Annotated in this window: 14 protein-coding genes; 12 read left to right on the top strand and 2 right to left on the bottom strand. The window is 67.3% G+C overall.

What is annotated here, in order from left to right; genetic code table 11:
• Window positions 1–74 precede the first annotated feature (74 nt).
• The 11 genes from nusG to rplL all read left to right on the top strand — a co-directional run bounded on the left by nusG (window position 75) and on the right by rplL (window position 12889).
• Window positions 75–845: a transcription termination/antitermination protein NusG gene (gene nusG / locus KIH31_RS00735; protein WP_214425158.1), complete on the top strand. Its 771-nt coding sequence runs from the start codon at window positions 75–77 to the stop codon at window positions 843–845.
• A 132-nt stretch (window positions 846–977) separates the two neighbouring features.
• Window positions 978–1406: a 50S ribosomal protein L11 gene (gene rplK, locus KIH31_RS00730; RefSeq protein ID WP_214425157.1), complete on the top strand. Its 429-nt coding sequence runs from the start codon at window positions 978–980 to the stop codon at window positions 1404–1406.
• Between the two features lie 116 nt (window positions 1407–1522).
• Window positions 1523–2230, top strand: a complete 708-nt coding sequence (rplA, locus tag KIH31_RS00725) for a 50S ribosomal protein L1 (RefSeq protein ID WP_214425156.1) — start codon at window positions 1523–1525, stop codon at window positions 2228–2230.
• A 149-nt stretch (window positions 2231–2379) separates the two neighbouring features.
• A complete protein-coding gene (locus tag KIH31_RS00720) occupies window positions 2380–3465 on the top strand; it encodes a GNAT family N-acetyltransferase (RefSeq protein ID WP_307857489.1) in 1086 nt (361 codons plus the stop codon).
• Window positions 3466–3550: 85 nt separating this feature from the next.
• A complete protein-coding gene (locus tag KIH31_RS00715; protein ID WP_214425155.1) occupies window positions 3551–7267 on the top strand; it encodes a nitrate reductase subunit alpha in 3717 nt (1238 codons plus the stop codon).
• Window positions 7267–8961: a nitrate reductase subunit beta gene (narH, locus tag KIH31_RS00710; protein WP_214425154.1), complete on the top strand. Its 1695-nt coding sequence runs from the start codon at window positions 7267–7269 to the stop codon at window positions 8959–8961. The genes KIH31_RS00715 and narH overlap by 1 nt, the downstream gene beginning before the upstream one ends.
• Window positions 8951–9586 (top strand): nitrate reductase molybdenum cofactor assembly chaperone, encoded by a 636-nt coding sequence (gene narJ / locus KIH31_RS00705; RefSeq protein ID WP_214425153.1) that lies wholly within the window; start codon window positions 8951–8953, stop codon window positions 9584–9586. Before narH ends, narJ begins: the two co-directional genes overlap by 11 nt.
• Window positions 9586–10344, top strand: a complete 759-nt coding sequence (narI, locus tag KIH31_RS00700; RefSeq protein ID WP_214425152.1) for a respiratory nitrate reductase subunit gamma — start codon at window positions 9586–9588, stop codon at window positions 10342–10344. Before narJ ends, narI begins: the two co-directional genes overlap by 1 nt.
• A 26-nt stretch (window positions 10345–10370) precedes the next feature.
• Window positions 10371–11588, top strand: a complete 1218-nt coding sequence (locus tag KIH31_RS00695) for an MFS transporter (RefSeq protein ID WP_214425151.1) — start codon at window positions 10371–10373, stop codon at window positions 11586–11588.
• 266 nt (window positions 11589–11854) lie between these two features.
• Window positions 11855–12448, top strand: coding sequence for a 50S ribosomal protein L10 (gene rplJ, locus KIH31_RS00690; RefSeq protein WP_214425150.1), 594 nt, complete (start codon window positions 11855–11857; stop codon window positions 12446–12448).
• Between the two features lie 60 nt (window positions 12449–12508).
• A complete protein-coding gene (gene rplL, locus KIH31_RS00685) occupies window positions 12509–12889 on the top strand; it encodes a 50S ribosomal protein L7/L12 (RefSeq protein WP_214425149.1) in 381 nt (126 codons plus the stop codon).
• 120 nt (window positions 12890–13009) lie between these two features.
• Here the strand turns inward: rplL and KIH31_RS00680 are convergent, their stop codons facing one another.
• Together KIH31_RS00680 and KIH31_RS00675 are read right to left on the bottom strand one after the other, a co-directional pair.
• Window positions 13010–13495: an aminoacyl-tRNA deacylase gene (locus KIH31_RS00680; RefSeq protein WP_214425148.1), complete on the bottom strand. Its 486-nt coding sequence runs from the start codon at window positions 13493–13495 to the stop codon at window positions 13010–13012.
• A gap of 2 nt (window positions 13496–13497) precedes the next feature.
• The gene (locus KIH31_RS00675) at window positions 13498–14688 is read right to left on the bottom strand and encodes an acetyl-CoA C-acetyltransferase (RefSeq protein ID WP_214425147.1); all 1191 of its coding nucleotides are present in this window, start codon (window positions 14686–14688) and stop codon (window positions 13498–13500) included.
• 467 nt (window positions 14689–15155) lie between these two features.
• Here KIH31_RS00675 and rpoB point away from each other — a divergent pair, with 467 nt between their 5' ends.
• Complete coding sequence (gene rpoB / locus KIH31_RS00670; RefSeq protein WP_214425146.1) at window positions 15156–18674, top strand: DNA-directed RNA polymerase subunit beta; 3519 nt, start codon at window positions 15156–15158, stop codon at window positions 18672–18674.
• Window positions 18675–18705 lie beyond the last annotated feature (31 nt).

Below are 18705 nucleotides of genomic sequence, written 5' to 3'. Positions count from 1 at the left end.
GGCCCGGCGGTCCGCCGGCCAGCGCCGGCCGGGTGGAGCCGTACAACACACGCATCAGGAAAGCAGGAGACCAAGTGTCTGAGCAAGAGCTCGAGTTTGCTGAAGAAGCAGCCGCCGCCGAGCAGGCCGAGGCCGCCGACGTCGAGACCGGCGCTGAGGAAGCTGCCGCCGACAACGTCGAAGCCGACGCGGAGGCCGCGGGCGAAGAGTCCGACGCCCTCGAAAACGCCGCTGCGGCCGCTCCTGCCGACCCGGCCGAAGAGTTCAAGGCCAAGCTGCGCCGCCAGGAAGGTGACTGGTACGTCATCCATTCCTACGCCGGCTATGAGAACCGCGTGAAGGCGAACCTCGAGACCCGCATCCAGACCCTGGACATGGAAGACTACATCTTCGAAATCCAGGTCCCGATGGAGGAAGTCGTCGAGATCAAGAACGCGCAGCGCAAGGTGATCAACCGCGTGCGCATCCCCGGCTACGTGCTGGTCCGCATGGACCTGACCGACGCCTCCTGGGGCGCCGTCCGCCACACGCCGGGCGTGACCGGCTTCGTCGGCAACGCGCACAACCCCGTCCCGCTGCGCCTCGACGAGGTCTACTCGATGCTCGCCCCGGTGTTCGAGGAGCAGCAGGCGGAGAAGGGCAAGCCGTCGCGCGCTGCCGCCGCCCCGATCAACGTCGACTTCGAAATCGGCGAGTCGGTCATCGTCAAGGAGGGCCCGTTCGAGACCCTGCCCGCCACGATCTCGGAGATCAAGCCGGAGTCGCAGACACTGGTGGTGCTGGTGTCGATCTTCGAACGCGAGACCCCGGTGACGCTCTCGTTCAACCAGGTCTCGAAGATCTAGTAGAATTTGTAAGCTTCGCGCCGCCGCCGCCTGCTTTGCGGCTGCGGCGCGGCGACTGCCTCGCCAGGGCGGTCAACCCCCTGCGGCACGCTCCTGTGTCCCAGGACAGTTATTGAACGTAAAGGACCTACATTGGCTCCCAAGAAGAAGGTCACCGGCCTCATCAAGCTGCAGATCCAGGCAGGTGCCGCCAACCCGGCTCCTCCGATCGGTCCTGCGCTTGGCCAGCACGGTGTCAACATCATGGAATTCTGCAAGGCGTACAACGCCGCGACGGAATCCCAGCGTGGAAACGTCATCCCGGTGGAGATCACGGTTTACGAAGACCGTTCCTTCACCTTCATCACCAAGACCCCGCCGGCCGCTGAGCTGATCAAGAAGGCTGCGGGCGTGCAGAAGGGTTCCGCAACCCCGCACACCGTCAAGGTGGCGAAGCTGACCCAGGATCAGGTGCGCGAAATCGCCCAGACCAAGCTCGAGGACCTGAACGCCAACGATGTCGAGGCCGCGGCCAAGATCATCGCCGGCACCGCCCGTTCCATGGGCATCACCGTCGAATAATTTCGGCAGCAGCAGTACCCGCATTACTTCCAAGTCCGCCGGCAACAAGGTCCGGCGGCGTGTGGCAGGGCCGGCGCGGTCCGCAGACCACAACTGCACAAGGAGAAACAAGCAGCATGGCAAAGCGCAGCAAAGCATATGAGGCAGCTCTCGCCAAGATCGACGGCGAGAAGCTTTACGCCCCGGTCGAGGCCATCAGCCTCGCCAAGGAGACCAACCCCTCCAAGTTCGACGCGACGGTTGAGGTGGCCTTCCGCCTCGGCGTCGACCCCCGCAAGGCGGACCAGATGGTGCGCGGCACCGTCAACCTGCCGCACGGCACCGGCAAGACCGCCCGCGTGCTGGTCTTCGCCACGGGCGACCGTGCCGAGGCCGCTCTGGCAGCCGGCGCCGACTTCGTCGGCTCTGACGACCTGATCGAGAAGATCCAGGGCGGCTGGACCGACTTCGACGCCGCCGTCGCCACCCCGGACCTGATGGGCAAGGTCGGCCGCCTGGGCAAGGTGCTCGGCCCCCGCAACCTGATGCCGAACCCGAAGACGGGCACCGTGACCAATGACGTCGCCAAGGCAGTCCAGGACATTAAGGGCGGCAAGATCGACTTCCGCGTCGACAAGCACTCGAACCTGCACTTCATCATCGGCAAGGTGTCCTTCGACGCCCAGAAGCTGACCGAGAACTACGCCGCAGCGCTCGAGGAAGTCCTGCGACTGAAGCCGTCCGCCGCGAAGGGCCGCTACGTCCAGAAGGCGACCGTTTCCACCACCTTCGGCCCCGGCATCACCGTGGACCCGAACGTGACCAAGGTGCTCACCGAAGCGTAAGCTCGCGGACTCACCGTTTCGAAGGGATCCCGGACAGCCCAGGCTGTCCGGGATCCCTTTCGTTTTGCCCCCAGTGTGGCAGAGTTGAGCCCATCAGCGGTCGCCGGGCGGCAGATCCCGTCCGGCGTCATGGGAGGAAGCAGGAAGAGGTGGATAAGCTCCGCATTGAGCAGCTGTGGGTCCCCGATTCGCTTGATCAGCCCGACGCCGCCGATTTCCTTGAGATGGTGGAAGTGGCGCGCCAGGTACGCGTCTGGACCTGGGGCAACGATGATTTGGCCTACACCGCCGACGAGATGCTGCAGATGTTCCGGGACCCGTACGAGCGCTACGTGGTGCTGGTGGGCCGCCTCGACGACAGGATCGTGGCCCGCGTGGGTATCTCGATGCCGCTGGCGGAGGATACCGGGCTCGCGGAACTGACAATGGACGTGCTGCCGGGCTACCAGCACCGCGGAGTGGGCCGGGAACTGCTGGCGGCCGCCGAGGATTATGCGCGCGGCGAGATGCGCCGCCACGTCTTCGTCGAAACCAGCCACCCGGCGTCCGCGGAGGCGGCCCTGGGCAGACGGCTCGCCGCGGCCAGCGGCTCCGGCTCGCTGCCGATGGACAGCCGCGAGGCAGCGTTCGCGCAGCGCGCCGGCTACGAACTGGAGCAGGTCTCGCAGTTCAGCATGCTGGCGCTGCCGCTGCCGCAGGAGCTGCTCCGGCAGCTGCGCTCCGAGGCGGAGGAGACGGCGTCGGGCCGCTACCGGATGCACGGATGGGCCGATGCCTGCCCGGACCGCTGGGTCGAGGACTTCGCTGCGCTGCAGCTGCACGTGGGGCCGGAGGACCAGAGCATCGAATTGGCGCAGACGCTCGCCTGGGATGCCGGCCGGGTCCGTGAGGCCGAGGCGATCACCACGCTGCAGGGCCGGTCAACCGTCGTCAGCGCCGCCGAGGACGTGTCCACCGGTCATCTGGTGGCGTTCACCGTGATCACTGTGATGGGCAGGGACAGCAGCGTCGTGTTCCAGGGGGACACCGTCGTCGTGCCGCAGCACCGGGGCAACAAGCTCGGCCTGCTGATCAAGGCCGCGAACATGGAACAGCTGCAGGAGCTGCACCCGCAGGCGCGCAGGATCTACACCTGGAACGCCGCGGAGAACACCTACATGCTGACCGTGAACAAGATGCTCGGCTACACGCCGGCCGGTTTCACCGGCCAGTGGCAGAAGCCGCTGGTCTACTGAGCTGCCCCTATCGCATCCCGTCGGAGGGCCGCTAGGGGATTTGGGCCCTACTCGCCGGTAGCGTGCGACACCTAGATTCGGCCCCATGGCTGCTGGACCACGCACACCCGGACTCGACGGGCCCGCCTCGGACGCGATTCTGGCGCTCGGCAGATATTTCTCCCGCTGGGAAGAAACCGACGACGGCCGCGCGGTGTTCCGGGAGGGGGGCCGCAAGGGGGATGTGTTCTACCGGGACCGGTGGAGCCACGACAAGGTGGTCCGGTCCACCCACGGCGTGAACTGCACAGGCTCGTGTTCCTGGAAGGTGTACGTCAAGGACGGCATCATCACGTGGGAGACCCAGCAGACGGACTATCCGTCCGTCGGCCCCGACCGGCCCGAATACGAGCCCCGCGGGTGCCCGCGGGGCGCCGCCTTCTCCTGGTACACCTATTCGCCCACCCGCGTGCGCTACCCCTACGCCCGCGGCGTTCTGCTGGAAATGTACCGGGAGGCGCGCAGCCGCCTGAAGGACCCGGTGCTGGCATGGGCCGACGTCGTCGGGGACCCGGAGCGCCGGCGGACGTACCAGCAGGCCCGCGGCAAGGGCGGCCTGGTGCGGATCAGCTGGCGCGAGGCAGTGGAAATCGCTGCTGCCGCGCACGTGCACACGATCAAGGCCTACGGCCCGGACCGCTGCGCCGGCTTCTCCCCGATCCCCGCCATGTCGATGGTCTCGCACTGTGTGGGCACCCGCTTCATCCAGCTGATCGGCGGCGTGATGACCTCGTTCTACGACTGGTACGCGGACCTGCCCGTGGCCAGCCCGCAAGTGTTCGGCGACCAGACCGATGTGCCCGAGTCCGGCGACTGGTGGGACGCAACCTACCTCATGATGTGGGGATCCAACGTGCCGGTGACCCGCACCCCGGACGCGCACTGGATGACGGAGGTGCGGTACCGGGGCACGAAGGTTGTCTCGGTGAGCCCGGACTACGCGGACAACACCAAGTTCGCCGACGACTGGCTGCCGGCGCAGGCCGGCACGGACGCCGCGCTCGCCATGGCCATGGGACACGTCATCCTCAAGGAATGCTACGTGGACCGGACCGTGCCGTTCTTCGAGGACTTCGCCCGCCGGTACACGGATCTTCCGTTCCTCGTCACCCTCCAGGAGCACCCGGACGGGCTCGGCCTGGTCCCGGGAAAGTTCCTCACCGAGGCCGACCTCCTCGGCGGAACGGACCCGGACAGCGACTGGAAGACGGTGCTGCTGGACTCCGCGACGGGGCAGCCGGCGGTACCGAACGGCTCCCTCGGTTTCCGCTACAGCGCCTCGGGGGAGGGCAAATGGAACCTGGACCTGGGCGACGTCGTCCCCGCCCTGTCCTGCCGGGACGGGCAAGCCGGCGAGTCAGCCGAGGTGCTGCTGCCCTGCTTCGAGGCCGCGGACGGCTCCGGTTCGGTGCTGCGCCGCGGCGTCCCGGTCCGGCGCGTCGCGGGCCGGATGGTCACCACGGTGCTGGATCTCATGCTCGCCCAGTACGGCGTCGGCCGGGAGGGCCTGCCCGGGCAGTGGGCGGCCGGGTACGACGACCCTGCCACCCCGTACACCCCGGCGTGGCAGGAGGAGATCACCAGCGTCCCGGCGGCGAAGTGCATCAGGATCGCCCGCGAATTCGCGAAGAACTCGGAGGATTCCGGCGGCCGCTCGATGATCATCATGGGCGCCGGCATCTGCCAGTGGTTCCACGGCGACGCGACGTACCGCTCAATCCTCTCGCTGCTGCTGCTGACCGGGGCGATGGGGCGCAACGGCGGCGGCTGGGCGCACTACGTCGGGCAGGAAAAGTGCAGGCCCCTGACCGGCTGGCTGTCGCTGGCCAACGCGCTGGACTGGAGCCGGCCGCCCCGCACGATGATCGGCACCGGCTACTGGTACATGCACACCGACCAGTGGCGGTCCGACGGCTACAGCACCGATGCACTGAATTCCCCGCTCGCCGAGGGCCATCTGAAGGGGATGCACACCGCGGACACGATCGCGCAGTCGGCCCGGCTGGGATGGATGCCGTTCTACCCCCAGTTCAACCGCAACCCGCTGGAAGTGGCGGACGACGCGGCCGCCGCGGTCGACGGCGGACGGGCGGCGGACCCGGCGGCGTACATCGCCGAACAACTCCAGTCCGGGCAGCTGAGGTCCGCGGTGGAGGACGTGGACGCGCCGGAGAACTGGCCGCGCACGCTGATTCTGTGGCGCTCGAACCTGCTCGGCTCCTCCGCCAAGGGCAGCGAGTACTTCAACAAGCACCTGCTGGGGACCGTCAACAACGTGATGCGCTCGGAGGATGGCTCGGAGATCCGTCCGCGCGATGTCGCCTGGCACGACGAGGCGCCCGAGGGAAAGCTGGACCTGCTGGTGTCCGCGGACTTCCGCATGACCTCGACCACCCTGCTCTCGGACCTGGTGTTCCCCGCGGCGACCTGGTACGAAAAGCACGACCTGTCCTCGACCGACATGCACCCCTTCGTGCACGCGTTCAGCCCCGCCATCGACCCGCCGTGGGAAGCGAAGACGGACTTCGACACCTTCCACCTGCTGGCAGAGGAGTTCTCCCGGCAGGCCCGCACCCATTTGGGGGTGCGCCGGGACCTGGTCAGCGTCCCGCTGCAGCACGACACGCCCGGGGAGACCGCCCAGCCCGGAGGGGTGGTGCGCGATTGGCGGGACGGCGCAACACCGCTGCAGCCCGGCCGCAATGCGCCGGTCTTCACGGTGGTGGAGCGCGACTACACGGCCATCGCCGACAAGCTCGCCGCCGTCGGCCCGCTCGCGGACACGCTCGGGTTCACGGTCAAGGGCGTCACCTACCGCATGGACCACGAGACCGCCCGGCTGGCCGGCGCCAACGGCGTGATGTTCGGCGGCGCCGCGGACGGCCGGCCCGCCATCGACACGGACGCCAAGCTGGCCGAGGCCATCCTGAGCTTCTCGGGCACCACCAACGGCGAGCTCGCCGTCCAGGGCTTCCGTGAACTGGAACGGCGCACCGGACGCAAGCTCGCGGACCTCGCGGAAGGCTCTGAAGAGAAGCGCGTCAGCTTCGCCCAGACACAGGCGGCGCCGGTCCCGGTGATCACCTCGCCCGAATGGTCCGGCTCCGAAACCGGCGGCCGCCGGTACGCGCCCTTCACGGTCAACGTCGAGCGGCTCAAGCCCTGGCACACCCTGACCGGGCGGATGCATTTCTTCCTGGACCACGACTGGCTGCGCGACGTCGGCGAGGCGCTGCCGATCTACCGGCCTCCGCTGGACATGCACCGGCTGTTCGGGGAGCCCCGCCTCGGCGCGGACGGCGCCGCCGAGATCACGCTCCGGTACCTGACACCGCACTCGAAGTGGTCGATCCACTCCGAGTACCAGGACAACCTGCTGATGCTCTCGCTTTCCCGCGGCGGGCCCACGCTCTGGATGAGCCCGGTGGACGCCGGCGCGATCGGCGTCGCGGACAACGACTGGGTGGAGTGCGTGAACGCCAACGGGGTGCTGGTGGCCCGCGCCATCGTCAGCCACCGGATGCCCGAGGGCGTGGCCTACGTCTACCACGCGCAGGAGCGCACCATCGACGTCCCCAAGTCGGAGACCACGGGCCGCCGCGGGGGCATTCACAACTCGGTGACCCGCCTGCTCGTGAAACCCACGCACCTGGTGGGCGGATACGCCCAGCTCAGCTACGCGTTCAACTACCTCGGTCCCACCGGAAACCAGCGCGACATGGTTTCCACGGTCCGCAAGCGGTCGCAGGAGGTCCGGTACTGATGCGCGTCATGGCACAAATGGGCATGGTGATGAACCTGGACAAGTGCATCGGGTGCCACACCTGCTCGGTCACCTGCAAACAGGCCTGGACCAACCGGGCCGGCGTCGAATATGTCTGGTTCAACAACGTGGAGACGCGTCCGGGGCAGGGCTACCCGCGCCGGTACGAGGACCAGGAGCAGTGGCGCGGCGGCTGGGAGCTGAACAAGCGCGGCCGGCTCAAGCTCAAGGCGGGCGGCCGCGTCCGGAAGCTGCTGGGCATCTTCGCCAGCCCGGTCCAGCCCGAACTCAAGGACTACTACGAACCGTGGACCTACGACTACCAGAACCTCGTCCAGGCTCCGCTTGGCAACGATTTCCCCGTGGCACGGCCCAAATCGCTGATCACGGGCAAGGACACCAAGATCACCTGGTCCGCGAACTGGGACGACGACCTTGGCGGCACGGCCGAGCTGGGCCATCTCGACCCGCTGGTGGAGAAGGTGCGCCGGGAATCCGAGGACCGGATCAAGTTCGAATTCGAACAGACCTTCATGTTCTATCTGCCGCGGATCTGTGAGCACTGCCTCAACCCCTCCTGCATGGCGTCCTGCCCCTCGGGTGCCATCTACAAACGCGAGGAAGACGGCATCGTGCTGGTGGACCAGGACCGGTGCCGCGGGTGGCGCCAGTGCGTCACGGGCTGCCCGTACAAGAAGATCTACTTCAACCACAAGACGGGCAAGGCGGAGAAGTGCACCTTCTGCTACCCGCGGGTGGAAATCGGCCTGCCCACCGTGTGCTCGGAGACCTGCGTGGGCCGGCTGCGCTATCTCGGGTTGTTCCTCTACGACGCCGACGCCGTCACCGCCGCCGCGTCCCGGGCCGACCCGCGCGAGCTGTACGAGGCCCAGCTGGACCTGCTCCTGGACCCGAACGACCCGGACGTGATCGCCGGCGCCCGGGAGCAGGGCATCCCGGAGGACTGGATGGATGCCGCCCGGCGCTCGCCGGTCTACGCCCTGGCGAAGGTGTACCGGGTGGCGCTGCCGCTGCATCCGGAGTACCGCACCATGCCGATGGTCTGGTACGTCCCCCCGCTCTCCCCGGTGGTGGACCTGCTCCGGGAACAGGGCCACGACGCAGAAGACCGCGGCAACCTGTTCGGTGCCATCGAGGCGCTGCGCATCCCGGTTGAGTACCTGGCCGAGCTGTTCACGGCGGGCGACACCGCCGTCGTCACCGACGTGCTGCGCAAGCTGGCCGCGATGCGTGCCTACCTGCGCGGAATCACCTTGGGCAACGACCCCGACGACGCCATTGCCGCCTCCGTGGGCATGGACGGCGAGTCCCTGTACGCCATGTACCGCCTGATGGCGATTGCGAAATACGAGGAACGCTACGTGATCCCCAAAGCACACGTGGAACAGGCCCACGATCTCGAGGAGCTGGGCTGTTCGCTGAACTTCGAGGAAGGCCCGGGCATGTACCCGTCGGGAGCCTTCGGCGAAGCCAGCGGCCGGCCGACGCCGGTGGCAGTGGAGACCTTCCACGCCCTCAAACAGCGGCAGACCACGGAAGACTTCGCGCAACCGGGCAGGCTGCAGGGGCGCGTGAACCTGCTGAACTGGGACGGCGAGGGCGTGCCCGAGGGACTCTTCCCGGAAAAGCCTTCAGACCCCGGGCGGAAGGACACCGAGGGCGATGGCCAGTGACAGCCAGGGCCTGAGGGTCTTCTACCAGGTCACCTCCATCTGCCTGTCCTATCCGGATGAGCAGCTGCCCGGCCGGGTGCCGCTGCTGCGGCAGGCCGCCGCGGGCGGCGCGGGGCGGCAGGGACGGGCGCTGCTTCCGCTGCTGGAGCACCTGGGCAACGAGCCGCTGTCCGGGCTGCAGCGGCGGTATGTCGACACCTTCGACCTGACCCGCAAACACGCTCTCTACCTGAGCTACTGGACCGACGGCGACACCCGGCGGCGCGGGGAGGCGCTTGCCGGGTTCAAGCAGGCCTACCGGGACAGCGGCTTCCTGGTCGACACCCACGGGGAGCTTCCCGACTACCTGCCGATGGTGCTCGAATTCGCTGCGGTGGCGGATCTGGGCAAGGGAACGGCCCTGCTGCAGCAGTACCGGGCGGGCCTGGAGCTGCTGCGGCTCGCCCTCGGGGAGGCAGGCTCGCCCTACGCCGCCGCGGTGGAAGCGGTCTGTTCGGTGCTGCCCGGCCCGTCCCCGGCGGACCGCCACGCGGTCATGAAACTGGCCGGGTACGGACCTCCGCGGGAGTCCGTCGGTCTTGACCCGTACGATCCCCGGCTCCTTCCGCTGACTGGAGGCTCCTGATGGCGCTGCTCGACATCCTGCTCTGGGGAGTACTGCCCTATGTGATGGTGGCCGTGCTGGTCGGCGGCTCCATCTGGCGCTACCGCTACGACCAGTTCGGCTGGACCACGCGCTCCTCGCAGCTCTACGAATCCCGGCTGCTGCGGATCGGCTCGCCGCTGTTCCACTTCGGCCTGCTGTTCGTGATCGCCGGTCATTTCTTCGGTCTCGTCATCCCCATGGCGTGGACCGAGGCGGTGGGCATGAGCCAGGGCATCTACCATTTCAACGCGCTGCTCGTGGGCAGCCTCGCCGGCATCTGCACGCTCGGCGGACTCGCCATCCTCATCTACCGCCGCCGGCGGACGGGCCCGGTCTTCATGGCCACCACGCGCAACGACAAGCTGATGTACGTCGTGCTGGCGGCGGCGATCCTCCTCGGACTGTGGACGACCGTGGCCAGCATCGGGGCGCCCGAGACGCCGCAGAACAACTACCGCGAGACCGTTTCCCCCTGGTTCCGGTCGCTGTTCATCCTGCAGCCCGACATCGGCGCGATGGCCGAGGCGCCGTTCTCGTTCCACCTGCACACCCTCGTAGGCATGGCATTGTTCACCCTCTGGCCCTTCACCCGCCTGGTTCACGCCTTCACCGCGCCGCTGCACTACCTTTTCCGGCCCTACATCGTCTACCGCAGCCGCGACGAGCGGCCGGTCGCCGGTGCCCGCGCCCGCCAGCGCGGCTGGTCCCAAGTCGGCACTGCCGACCGGGACCGTTGAACCGCCCGCATCCCCAGGAGGCCGCCATGTCCGCTGCACTCATCTACCCGCTGGAGGGCAACCGGCGGAACCTCATCCTGGCGACCCTGGCCTCGGCCGTCGGCTTCTGGGGCTGGACCATCATCGCGCCGCTGGGCGTGAAGTACGCCGGCCAGCTCTCCCTCAACGCGGCACAGACCTCCCTGCTGGTCGCCACCCCGGTGCTGGTCGGCTCGCTCGGCCGGATCGTCGTCGGCGCGCTGACGGATAAGCTCGGCGGCCGGGTGATGTTCACGGTCATCCTGTTTTCGACGGTGCCGCCGGTGCTGCTCGTCTCGCTGGCCGGCACCGTGAAATCCTTCTGGCTCCTGCTCGTCTTCGGCTTCCTGCTGGGGGTAGCAGGCACTGTCTTCGCGGTGGGCATTCCGTTCGTCAGCGCCTGGTATGCCGCGCCGAGGCGCGGCTTCGCCACAGGTGTCTTCGGCATGGGCATGGGCGGGACGGCGCTCTCGGCCTTCCTCACCCCGCGGCTGGTCGAATCGATCGGCTACGTGCCCACCCACCTGGTCATCGCCGGGTTGCTGGCCCTGGCTGGGCTCGGCTGCTGGTTCCTCCTCCGGGAATCCCCGGCCCGCCAGGCCAGCACGGCACCTGTGGTTCCGAAGCTGGTCGAAGCGGCGAGACTTCCGGTGACGTGGCAGATGTGCTTCCTGTACGCTGTCGTCTTCGGCGGCTTCGTCTCGTTCTGCACCTACCTGCCCACGTACCTGCGCGACATTTACGGTTTCAATCTCGCCGACGCCGGCAGCCGCACGGCGGGATTCGCTCTCGCGGCGGTGATAGCGCGACCCGTCGGCGGCATCATCGCCGACCGCACCGGGCCGCGGGCGGTCGTCGCCTTCTCGCTCGCTGCCGTGGCGGGACTGGCTTTCGTCGTCAACCTCCAGCCTGTCGGTGAGGTGGCCACCGGGGCAACCTTCCTCGCGATGGCCGCGGCGCTGGGACTCGGAACCGGGGGTGTCTTCGCGTGGGTGGGGATCGGCTCGCCGGCAGGAAAAGTCGGGGCGGTCACTGGCGTCGTCAGCGCGGCGGGAGGTTTGGGCGGCTACTTCCCGCCCCTGGTCATGGGCGCCACCTACAACGCGGCTGAGCACAGCTACGCGATCGGTCTCCTGCTCCTGGCGGGGACGGCTGTCGTGGCCCTGGCTTTCGCCCTGCTCATCGGACGACGGCGCGCACGGGGGCACGTGCAGCAACCCGCCTGAGAGCGCTCCGGGCACCCGATTTGGAGTGCACCCGCGCATCCCGTACGCTTGAAGGACCAAAGACCGTCGGTCGTTGGTGCCCGCAGGCCGAAAATCGGTTCCGCGGAGTGCCAACCGAAAGTCCCGTAGAGGGCGGCCTGCGCAGGTGATACGAAGCTTTTGCTTGCCGGATGATCCGGAACAAGCCTCAAGCCCCGTGCGTCTGCGCGGGGCGTTTTTTGTGAACGGACCCGAACTGACCGGCATTTCATCCCGGAAGGAGGGTTATGGCAACGCCAACAAAGGTAGCCGCGGTTGCTGAGATCACCAACGATTTCAAGGAATCCACCGCTGCAGTCCTAACCGAATACCGCGGGCTTAGCGTTGCGAAGCTCAAGGAGCTTCGTCGTTCACTCGGCCAGGACTCCAAGTACTCGGTCGTCAAGAACTCCCTGACTGCGATCGCCGCCAAGGAAGCCGGAGTCGATGCATTCGACGACCAGCTTGCCGGCCCGACCGCAATCGCGTTCATCAAGGGTGACGCGGTTGCAGCAGCCAAGAGCCTCACGGACTTCGCAAAGGCCAACCCGCAGCTGATCATCAAGACCGGCATCTTCGAGGGCAAGTCCCTTGACGCCTCCGAGGTCGCCGCCCTGGCAGCCCTGGAGTCCCGCGAGCACCAGCTTGCCCGCGTCGCCGGCATCCTCAAGGCTCCGATGGCGGCCCTGGCCCGCACCATCGATGCCCTGCGCATCAAGCTCGAGGAAGAAGGTGGCGAGGCTGCTCCCGCAGCCGAGGCCGCTGAGGCCGAGGAGGCACCCGCCGCCGAAGCCGCAGCTGAAGAGGCACCCGCCGCCGAAGCCGCCACCGAAGAGAACTGATCCTCTTCACCACCCCCATATTCTCGGTGCGCAGGCACCACTAAAGGAAGGACGCCAATCATGGCGAAGCTCAGCAACGAAGAGCTCATTGAAGCTTTCAAGGAACTGACCATCATCGAGCTCTCCGAGTTCGTCAAGCTGTTCGAAGAGACCTTCGACGTCACCGCGGCCGCTGTGGCCGTCGCCGGCCCGGCCGGCGGTGCCGGTGAGGCCGCTGCCGAAGAAGAGAAGACCGACTTCGACGTCATCCTCGAGGCTGCCGGCGACAAGAAGATCGCAGTGATCAAGGAAGTCCGCGCCCTGACTTCCCTGGGCCTGAAGGAAGCCAAGGACCTGGTCGACAGCGCTCCGAAGGCCGTCCTCGAAGGCGCCACCAAGGAAGCTGCCGAGAAGGCCAAGGCTCAGCTCGAAGAAGCCGGCGCCACCGTTACCCTCAAGTAACACCCGGCAGCCGCTTGAGCGGTTTGTTCCAGCCGAAAGGCCCTGCACCGTCGCGGTGCGGGGCCTTTTGCGTGGACGCAGCCTTCGCGGCCGCCGCAGCGTTCCCAGCCGCCGCAGTCGTTAGCGGTCGCTGATGTCAGCGATGGTTGCCTCCAGGCCGCGGACCAGGTCGTCGGCGTCGACGAACGCGCTGTAGCCATGCTCGCCAGCCCCCATTGCGATCCGGCGGCCGGCAATCGAGGAGTCGGCGTAGACCGGCCACGGGGTCGTGCTGCCCAGCGGGGTGATGGTTCCGCGTTCGTAGCCGGTTGCTTCCAGCGCCACGTCCTGGTGCGGCATGGAGAGCTTGTTCACAGACAGCAGGGCTCGCAGCTTCGGCCACGAGATCTGCCGGTCTCCCGGGATGAGAGCAAAGAGGAAAGTGCCGTCCTGATGCTTGACCACCAGGGACTTGACGATGTCCGCCGGCTCAATGCCCAGCAGGTCGGCGGCTTCCGCCAGGCTGCGTGCGTCCGGCCGGCTGACCAGCTGCACCGCCACCCCGCGGGCCCGGGCGTCCGCGAGGAAACGTTCGCGGCCACTGAGCCCCTCGGGTGCAGGTCCCATGCTCAATCCCGGAAGAGCAGCAGCGCTTCGCCCTGGCCGCCGCCGCCGCACAGCGAGACGGCGGCCTTGCCGGACCCGCGGCGGCCGAGCTCCGCGGCGGCGTGCAGGGCCAGCCGCGCGCCCGAGGCGCCGATCGGGTGCCCCAAAGCGATCGCGCCGCCGTGGATGTTGCACTTCTCCAGCGGGTAGTCCAGCTCCTTGAGCGACTGCACGGCAACCGAGCCGAAGGCCTCGTTGATTTCGATGAAGTCCAGATCCTGCACTGACCAGCCTGCGCGCTCCACGGCCTGCTTGATGGCGTTGGCGGGCTGCGAGTGCAGCGAATTGTCCGGGCCCGCGACCTGGCCGGGCCGTCCGACGACGGCGAGCCACTCCAGGTGGTGTTCCTCCGCGTAGCCCCGGGTCGTCAGGACCAGGGCCGCGGCGCCGTCCGAGAGCGGGGAGCTGTTGCCGGCGGTGATCGTCCCGTCGGTGGCGAATGCCGCCTTCAGCGGAGCCAGGGTCTCGGCCGTGGTCTGCGGCCGGATGCCCTCGTCCGCGGTCAGCACCAGCGGCTCGCCTTTGCGCTGCGGAACCGTGACGGGGACGATTTCCGCTTCGAAGACCCCTGCCTCGGAGGCCGCCGCGGCGCGCTGGTGCGAGGCGGCAGCGACCTTGTCCTGCGAAGCGCGGTCGATGCCAAGGGTCAGGTTGCGGCGCTCGGTGGACAGGCCCATGGAGTCGCCGTCGAACGCATCGGTCAGGCCGTCGTGGGCCGCGACGTCGAGCATCTGGACCGAGCCGTACGTCCAGCCCTGCCGGGATCCGGGCAGCACGTGCGGCGCCCGCGTCATCGATTCCTGGCCGCCGGCCACCACCACGCGTGCCTCGCCGCTGCGCAGCAGGCGGGCTGCGTCGGTGACCGCCGCGAGACCGGAGAGGCAGACCTTGTTGGTCGTCACGGCCGGCACATTCCAGCCGATGCCGGCGGCAATTGCGGCCTGCCGGGCGGGGTTCTGGCCGGCCCCGGCCTGGAGCACCTGGCCCATGATGACGGCGTCGACGTCGGATGCCGCCACTCCGCTGCGTTCCAGCGCACCCTTGATGGCGAAGCTGCCCAGGTCGACTGCGGTGAAGCCGGCCAGCTGGCCGTTCAACCGGCCCTGCGGCGTTCGCGCTCCGGCGAGGATGACAACGTCATTGGGGTTGCTCATGATGCTCACTTTCGGTCGGCGGAACGCGGCAGGCGCGCCCGAGCGTCCTTGCTCAGCACCAACGCTATGCCAGCCTCCCCGGGGGCGCCACTTGGCGTGTCCATTTGACCTGCGCAGGGATTGGGAAGATTATTTTGCTGTTGGCCCACCGGCCTTCTGCCTTGGATGTAGGTGGATGTTCCAGATGACGCGTCTGACCCCTCGTGCAATCCGTGACGGCTTCCGCCCGGTCCATCGCCGCTTGCGGCGGTTCCCGGGTCCTGCCCCCGTGTCCACTGGACAACGGGGCCTTCTTGGCGTAGCGTAGATCTTTGCGTATTCCCTCTTAACCTTCAGCCTTCATATAGCGGTGGGCTTTGCCTGATCTATGTCGTTTTGCCCCTCCGGGCGGCGGTGCGGACCAGGCAGACACGGGTGTCATGCGGGGGAGCGCGGAACAAGCCTGAAGGTCTGTGGAAGGATCCCTCTTGGTCGCCTCGAGCACCTCTAATAACGAAACCGCTAGCAACAAGTCCGGAGCCAACAGCACTGACGGTGCCGCAAGCCGGATTTCATTCGCAAAGATTCACGAACCTCTCGATGTTCCTAATCTTCTTGCGCTTCAGACCGAGAGCTTCGACTGGCTCATCGGAAACGAACGGTGGCAGGAACGTGTCGCCCAGGCTGTCGCGAAGAACGACCAGAGCGTTGCCACCACCTCCGGGCTGGCTGACATCTTCGAGGAGATCTCCCCGATCGAGGATTTCCAGGGCACCATGTCCCTGAGCTTCTCCGAGCCGGAGTTCGCTGACCCGAAGTACACCATGGCCGAGTGCAAGGACCGCGACGCCACGTACGCCGCGCCGCTGTACGTCAAGGCCGAGTTCATGAACAACAACACGGGCGAAATCAAGCAGCAGACCGTGTTCATGGGCGACTTCCCGCTGATGACCGAAAAGGGAACCTTCGTCATCAACGGCACGGAGCGTGTTGTTGTTTCGCAGCTGGTGCGTTCACCGGGCGCCTACTTCGAGCGTGCCGCGGACAAGACCAGCGACAAGGACATCTTCACCGCGAAGATCATCCCGTCCCGCGGCGCCTGGTTCGAGCTCGAAATCGACAAGCGCGACCAGGTCGGCGTCCGCCTCGACCGCAAGCGCAAGCAGTCCGTCACGGTGCTGCTCAAGGCGCTCGGCTGGACCGAGGGCCAGATCCTGGAAACCTTCGGCGAGTACGACTCGATGCGCGCAACCCTCGAGAAGGATCCGACCGAGACCCGCGAAGACGCGCTGCTGGACATCTACCGCAAGCTGCGTCCGGGCGAGCCGCCGACGGTCGAGGCTGCCCAGAACCTGCTGGACAACCTGTACTTCAACCCGAAGCGCTACGACCTGGCCAAGGTCGGCCGGTACAAGATCAACCGCAAGCTCGGCGTCGACAAGCCGCTGGGCGATCCGGATGCGTCGGTGCTGAACATCGACGACATCGTCGCGATGATCAAGTTCCTCGTTGCCCTGCACGCCGGTGAGAAGACCCTCCCCGGTGTCCGCGACGGCCAGCCGCACGAGCTGCGCGTCGAGGTGGACGACATCGACCACTTCGGCAACCGCCGCATCCGCGCTGTCGGCGAGCTGATCGAGAACCAGGTCCGCACCGGCCTGTCCCGCATGGAGCGTGTCGTCCGCGAACGCATGACCACGCAGGACGTTGAGGCGATCACCCCGCAGACGCTGATCAACATCCGGCCCGTTGTGGCGGCGATCAAGGAGTTCTTCGGAACCTCCCAGCTCTCGCAGTTCATGGACCAGAACAACCCGCTCGCCGGTCTGACGCACAAGCGCCGCCTGTCCGCGCTGGGCCCGGGCGGTCTCTCCCGCGACCGCGCCGGCATGGAAGTCCGTGACGTCCACCCGTCGCACTACGGCCGCATGTGCCCCATCGAAACCCCTGAAGGCCCGAACATCGGCCTCATCGGTTCGCTCGCGTCCTACGGCCGCATCAACCCGTTCGGCTTCATCGAGACCCCGTACCGCAAGGTCGAGGGCGGCCTCGTCACCGACCAGGTGGACTACCTCACCGCTGACGACGAGGTCGAGGTCGTGATCGCCCAGGCCAACGCGCCGCTGGACGAGAACAACCGCTTCAGCGAAGAGATGGTCCTCGTCCGTGCCCGCGGTGGTGGCGGCGAGCCGGTGCTGATCCCGGCCGACGAGGTCGAGTACATGGACGTTTCCCCGCGCCAGATGGTGTCGGTGGCAACCGCCCTGATCCCGTTCCTCGAGCACGACGATGCCAACCGCGCCCTCATGGGTGCGAACATGCAGCGCCAGGCCGTGCCGCTGGTCCGTTCCGAGGCGCCCGTCGTGGGCACCGGCATGGAGCGCGCCGCCGCGGTTGACGCCGGCGACGTCGTCATCGCCAAGAAGGCCGGCGTGATCTCCGAGGTCTCCGCCGACCTGGTCGTCATGCTCAACGACGACGGCACGGAGACGAACTACCGGATCAACAAGTTCGCCCGTTCCAACCAGGGCAACTCCTACAACCAGCGCGTGCTGGTCGATGAAGGACAGCGCCTCGAGGTCGGCGGCATCATCGCCGACGGCCCCGCGACGGACAAGGGCGAGCTGGCGCTCGGCAAGAACCTGCTCGTGGCATTCATGTCCTGGGAAGGCCACAACTTCGAGGACGCGATCATCCTCTCGCAGCGCCTCGTGTCCGAGGACGTCCTCTCCTCCATCCACATCGAGGAGCACGAGATCGATGCCCGCGACACGAAGCTTGGTGCCGAGGAAATCACCCGTGACATCCCGAACGTGTCCGAGGAAGTCCTGGCCGGACTGGACGAGCGCGGCATCATCCACATCGGTGCCGAGGTCGAGGCCGGGGACATCCTGGTCGGCAAGGTCACCCCGAAGGGCGAGACCGAACTGACCCCGGAGGAGCGCCTGCTGCGCGCGATCTTCGGCGAGAAGTCCCGCGAGGTCCGCGACACGTCCCTGAAGGTCCCGCACGGCGAGTCCGGAACCGTCATCGGCGTCCGCGTCTTCGACCGCGACAACGACGACGAGCTGCCCCCGGGCGTGAACCAGCTCGTCCGCGTCTACGTGGCCCAGAAGCGCAAGATCACCGACGGCGACAAGCTCGCCGGCCGCCACGGCAACAAGGGTGTCATCTCCAAGATCCTGCCGATCGAGGACATGCCGTTCCTGGCCGACGGAACCCCGGTGGACATCGTGCTGAACCCGCTGGGTGTGCCCGGCCGCATGAACGTCGGCCAGGTGCTTGAAACCCACTTGGGCTGGATCGCCAAGACCGGCTGGAAGATCGAGGGTGAGCCGGAGTGGGTCAAGGCCCTGCCGAACCTGCCTCGTGAAACCGGTCCGACGACCGTCGCCACCCCGGTGTTCGACGGCGCGCTCGAAGGTGAAATCTCCGGCCTGCTGGACTCCACCAACGTGACCCGCGACGGCGTGCGCCTGATCGACTCCTCCGGAAAGACCCGTCTGTTCGACGGCCGCTCCGGCGAGCCGTTCCCGGACCCGATCTCCGTGGGCTACATGTACATCCTGAAGCTGCACCACCTTGTCGACGACAAGATCCACGCACGCTCCACCGGCCCGTACTCGATGATCACGCAGCAGCCGCTGGGTGGTAAGGCACAGTTCGGTGGCCAGCGCTTCGGTGAAATGGAAGTGTGGGCGCTCGAAGCGTACGGCGCTGCCTACACGCTCCAGGAACTGCTGACGATCAAGTCCGATGACATCCACGGCCGCGTGAAGGTGTACGAGGCCATCGTCAAGGGCGAGAACATCCCGGAGCCGGGTATCCCCGAATCCTTCAAGGTGCTGATCAAGGAAATGCAGTCGCTCTGCTTGAACGTCGAGGTGCTCTCGACCGACGGCAGCTCGATTGAAATGCGTGACTCGGATGAAGAAGTCTTCCGGGCCGCGGAAGAACTGGGCATCGACCTCTCCAGGGCCGAGCCGAGTTCTGTCGAAGAGGTTTAGTGCGACGGCGCCGTCCCCCTCGGGACGGCGC

The organism is Paenarthrobacter sp. DKR-5, assembly GCF_018531425.1.
Taxonomy (GTDB): Bacteria; Actinomycetota; Actinomycetes; order Actinomycetales; family Micrococcaceae; genus DKR-5.
Note: the sequence above shows the minus strand (reverse complement) of the source record. Positions and strands in the feature narration are given on the sequence as shown.

Bases quoted from the DNA above. Each gene is read 5' to 3' on its own strand.
- KIH31_RS00695 (WP_214425151.1), top strand. From the start codon at position 10,371: ATGTCCGCTGCACTCATCTACCCGCTGGAGGGCAACCGGCGGAACCTC.
- narJ (WP_214425153.1), top strand. From the start codon at position 8,951: ATGGCCAGTGACAGCCAGGGCCTGAGGGTCTTCTACCAGGTCACCTCC.
- rplA (WP_214425156.1), top strand. From the start codon at position 1,523: ATGGCAAAGCGCAGCAAAGCATATGAGGCAGCTCTCGCCAAGATCGAC.
- KIH31_RS00715 (WP_214425155.1), top strand. From the start codon at position 3,551: ATGGCTGCTGGACCACGCACACCCGGACTCGACGGGCCCGCCTCGGAC.
- KIH31_RS00675 (WP_214425147.1), bottom strand. From the start codon at position 14,688: ATGAGCAACCCCAATGACGTTGTCATCCTCGCCGGAGCGCGAACGCCG.
- rplL (WP_214425149.1), top strand. From the start codon at position 12,509: ATGGCGAAGCTCAGCAACGAAGAGCTCATTGAAGCTTTCAAGGAACTG.
- KIH31_RS00680 (WP_214425148.1), bottom strand. From the start codon at position 13,495: ATGGGACCTGCACCCGAGGGGCTCAGTGGCCGCGAACGTTTCCTCGCG.
- narI (WP_214425152.1), top strand. From the start codon at position 9,586: ATGGCGCTGCTCGACATCCTGCTCTGGGGAGTACTGCCCTATGTGATG.
- rplJ (WP_214425150.1), top strand. From the start codon at position 11,855: ATGGCAACGCCAACAAAGGTAGCCGCGGTTGCTGAGATCACCAACGAT.
- narH (WP_214425154.1), top strand. From the start codon at position 7,267: ATGCGCGTCATGGCACAAATGGGCATGGTGATGAACCTGGACAAGTGC.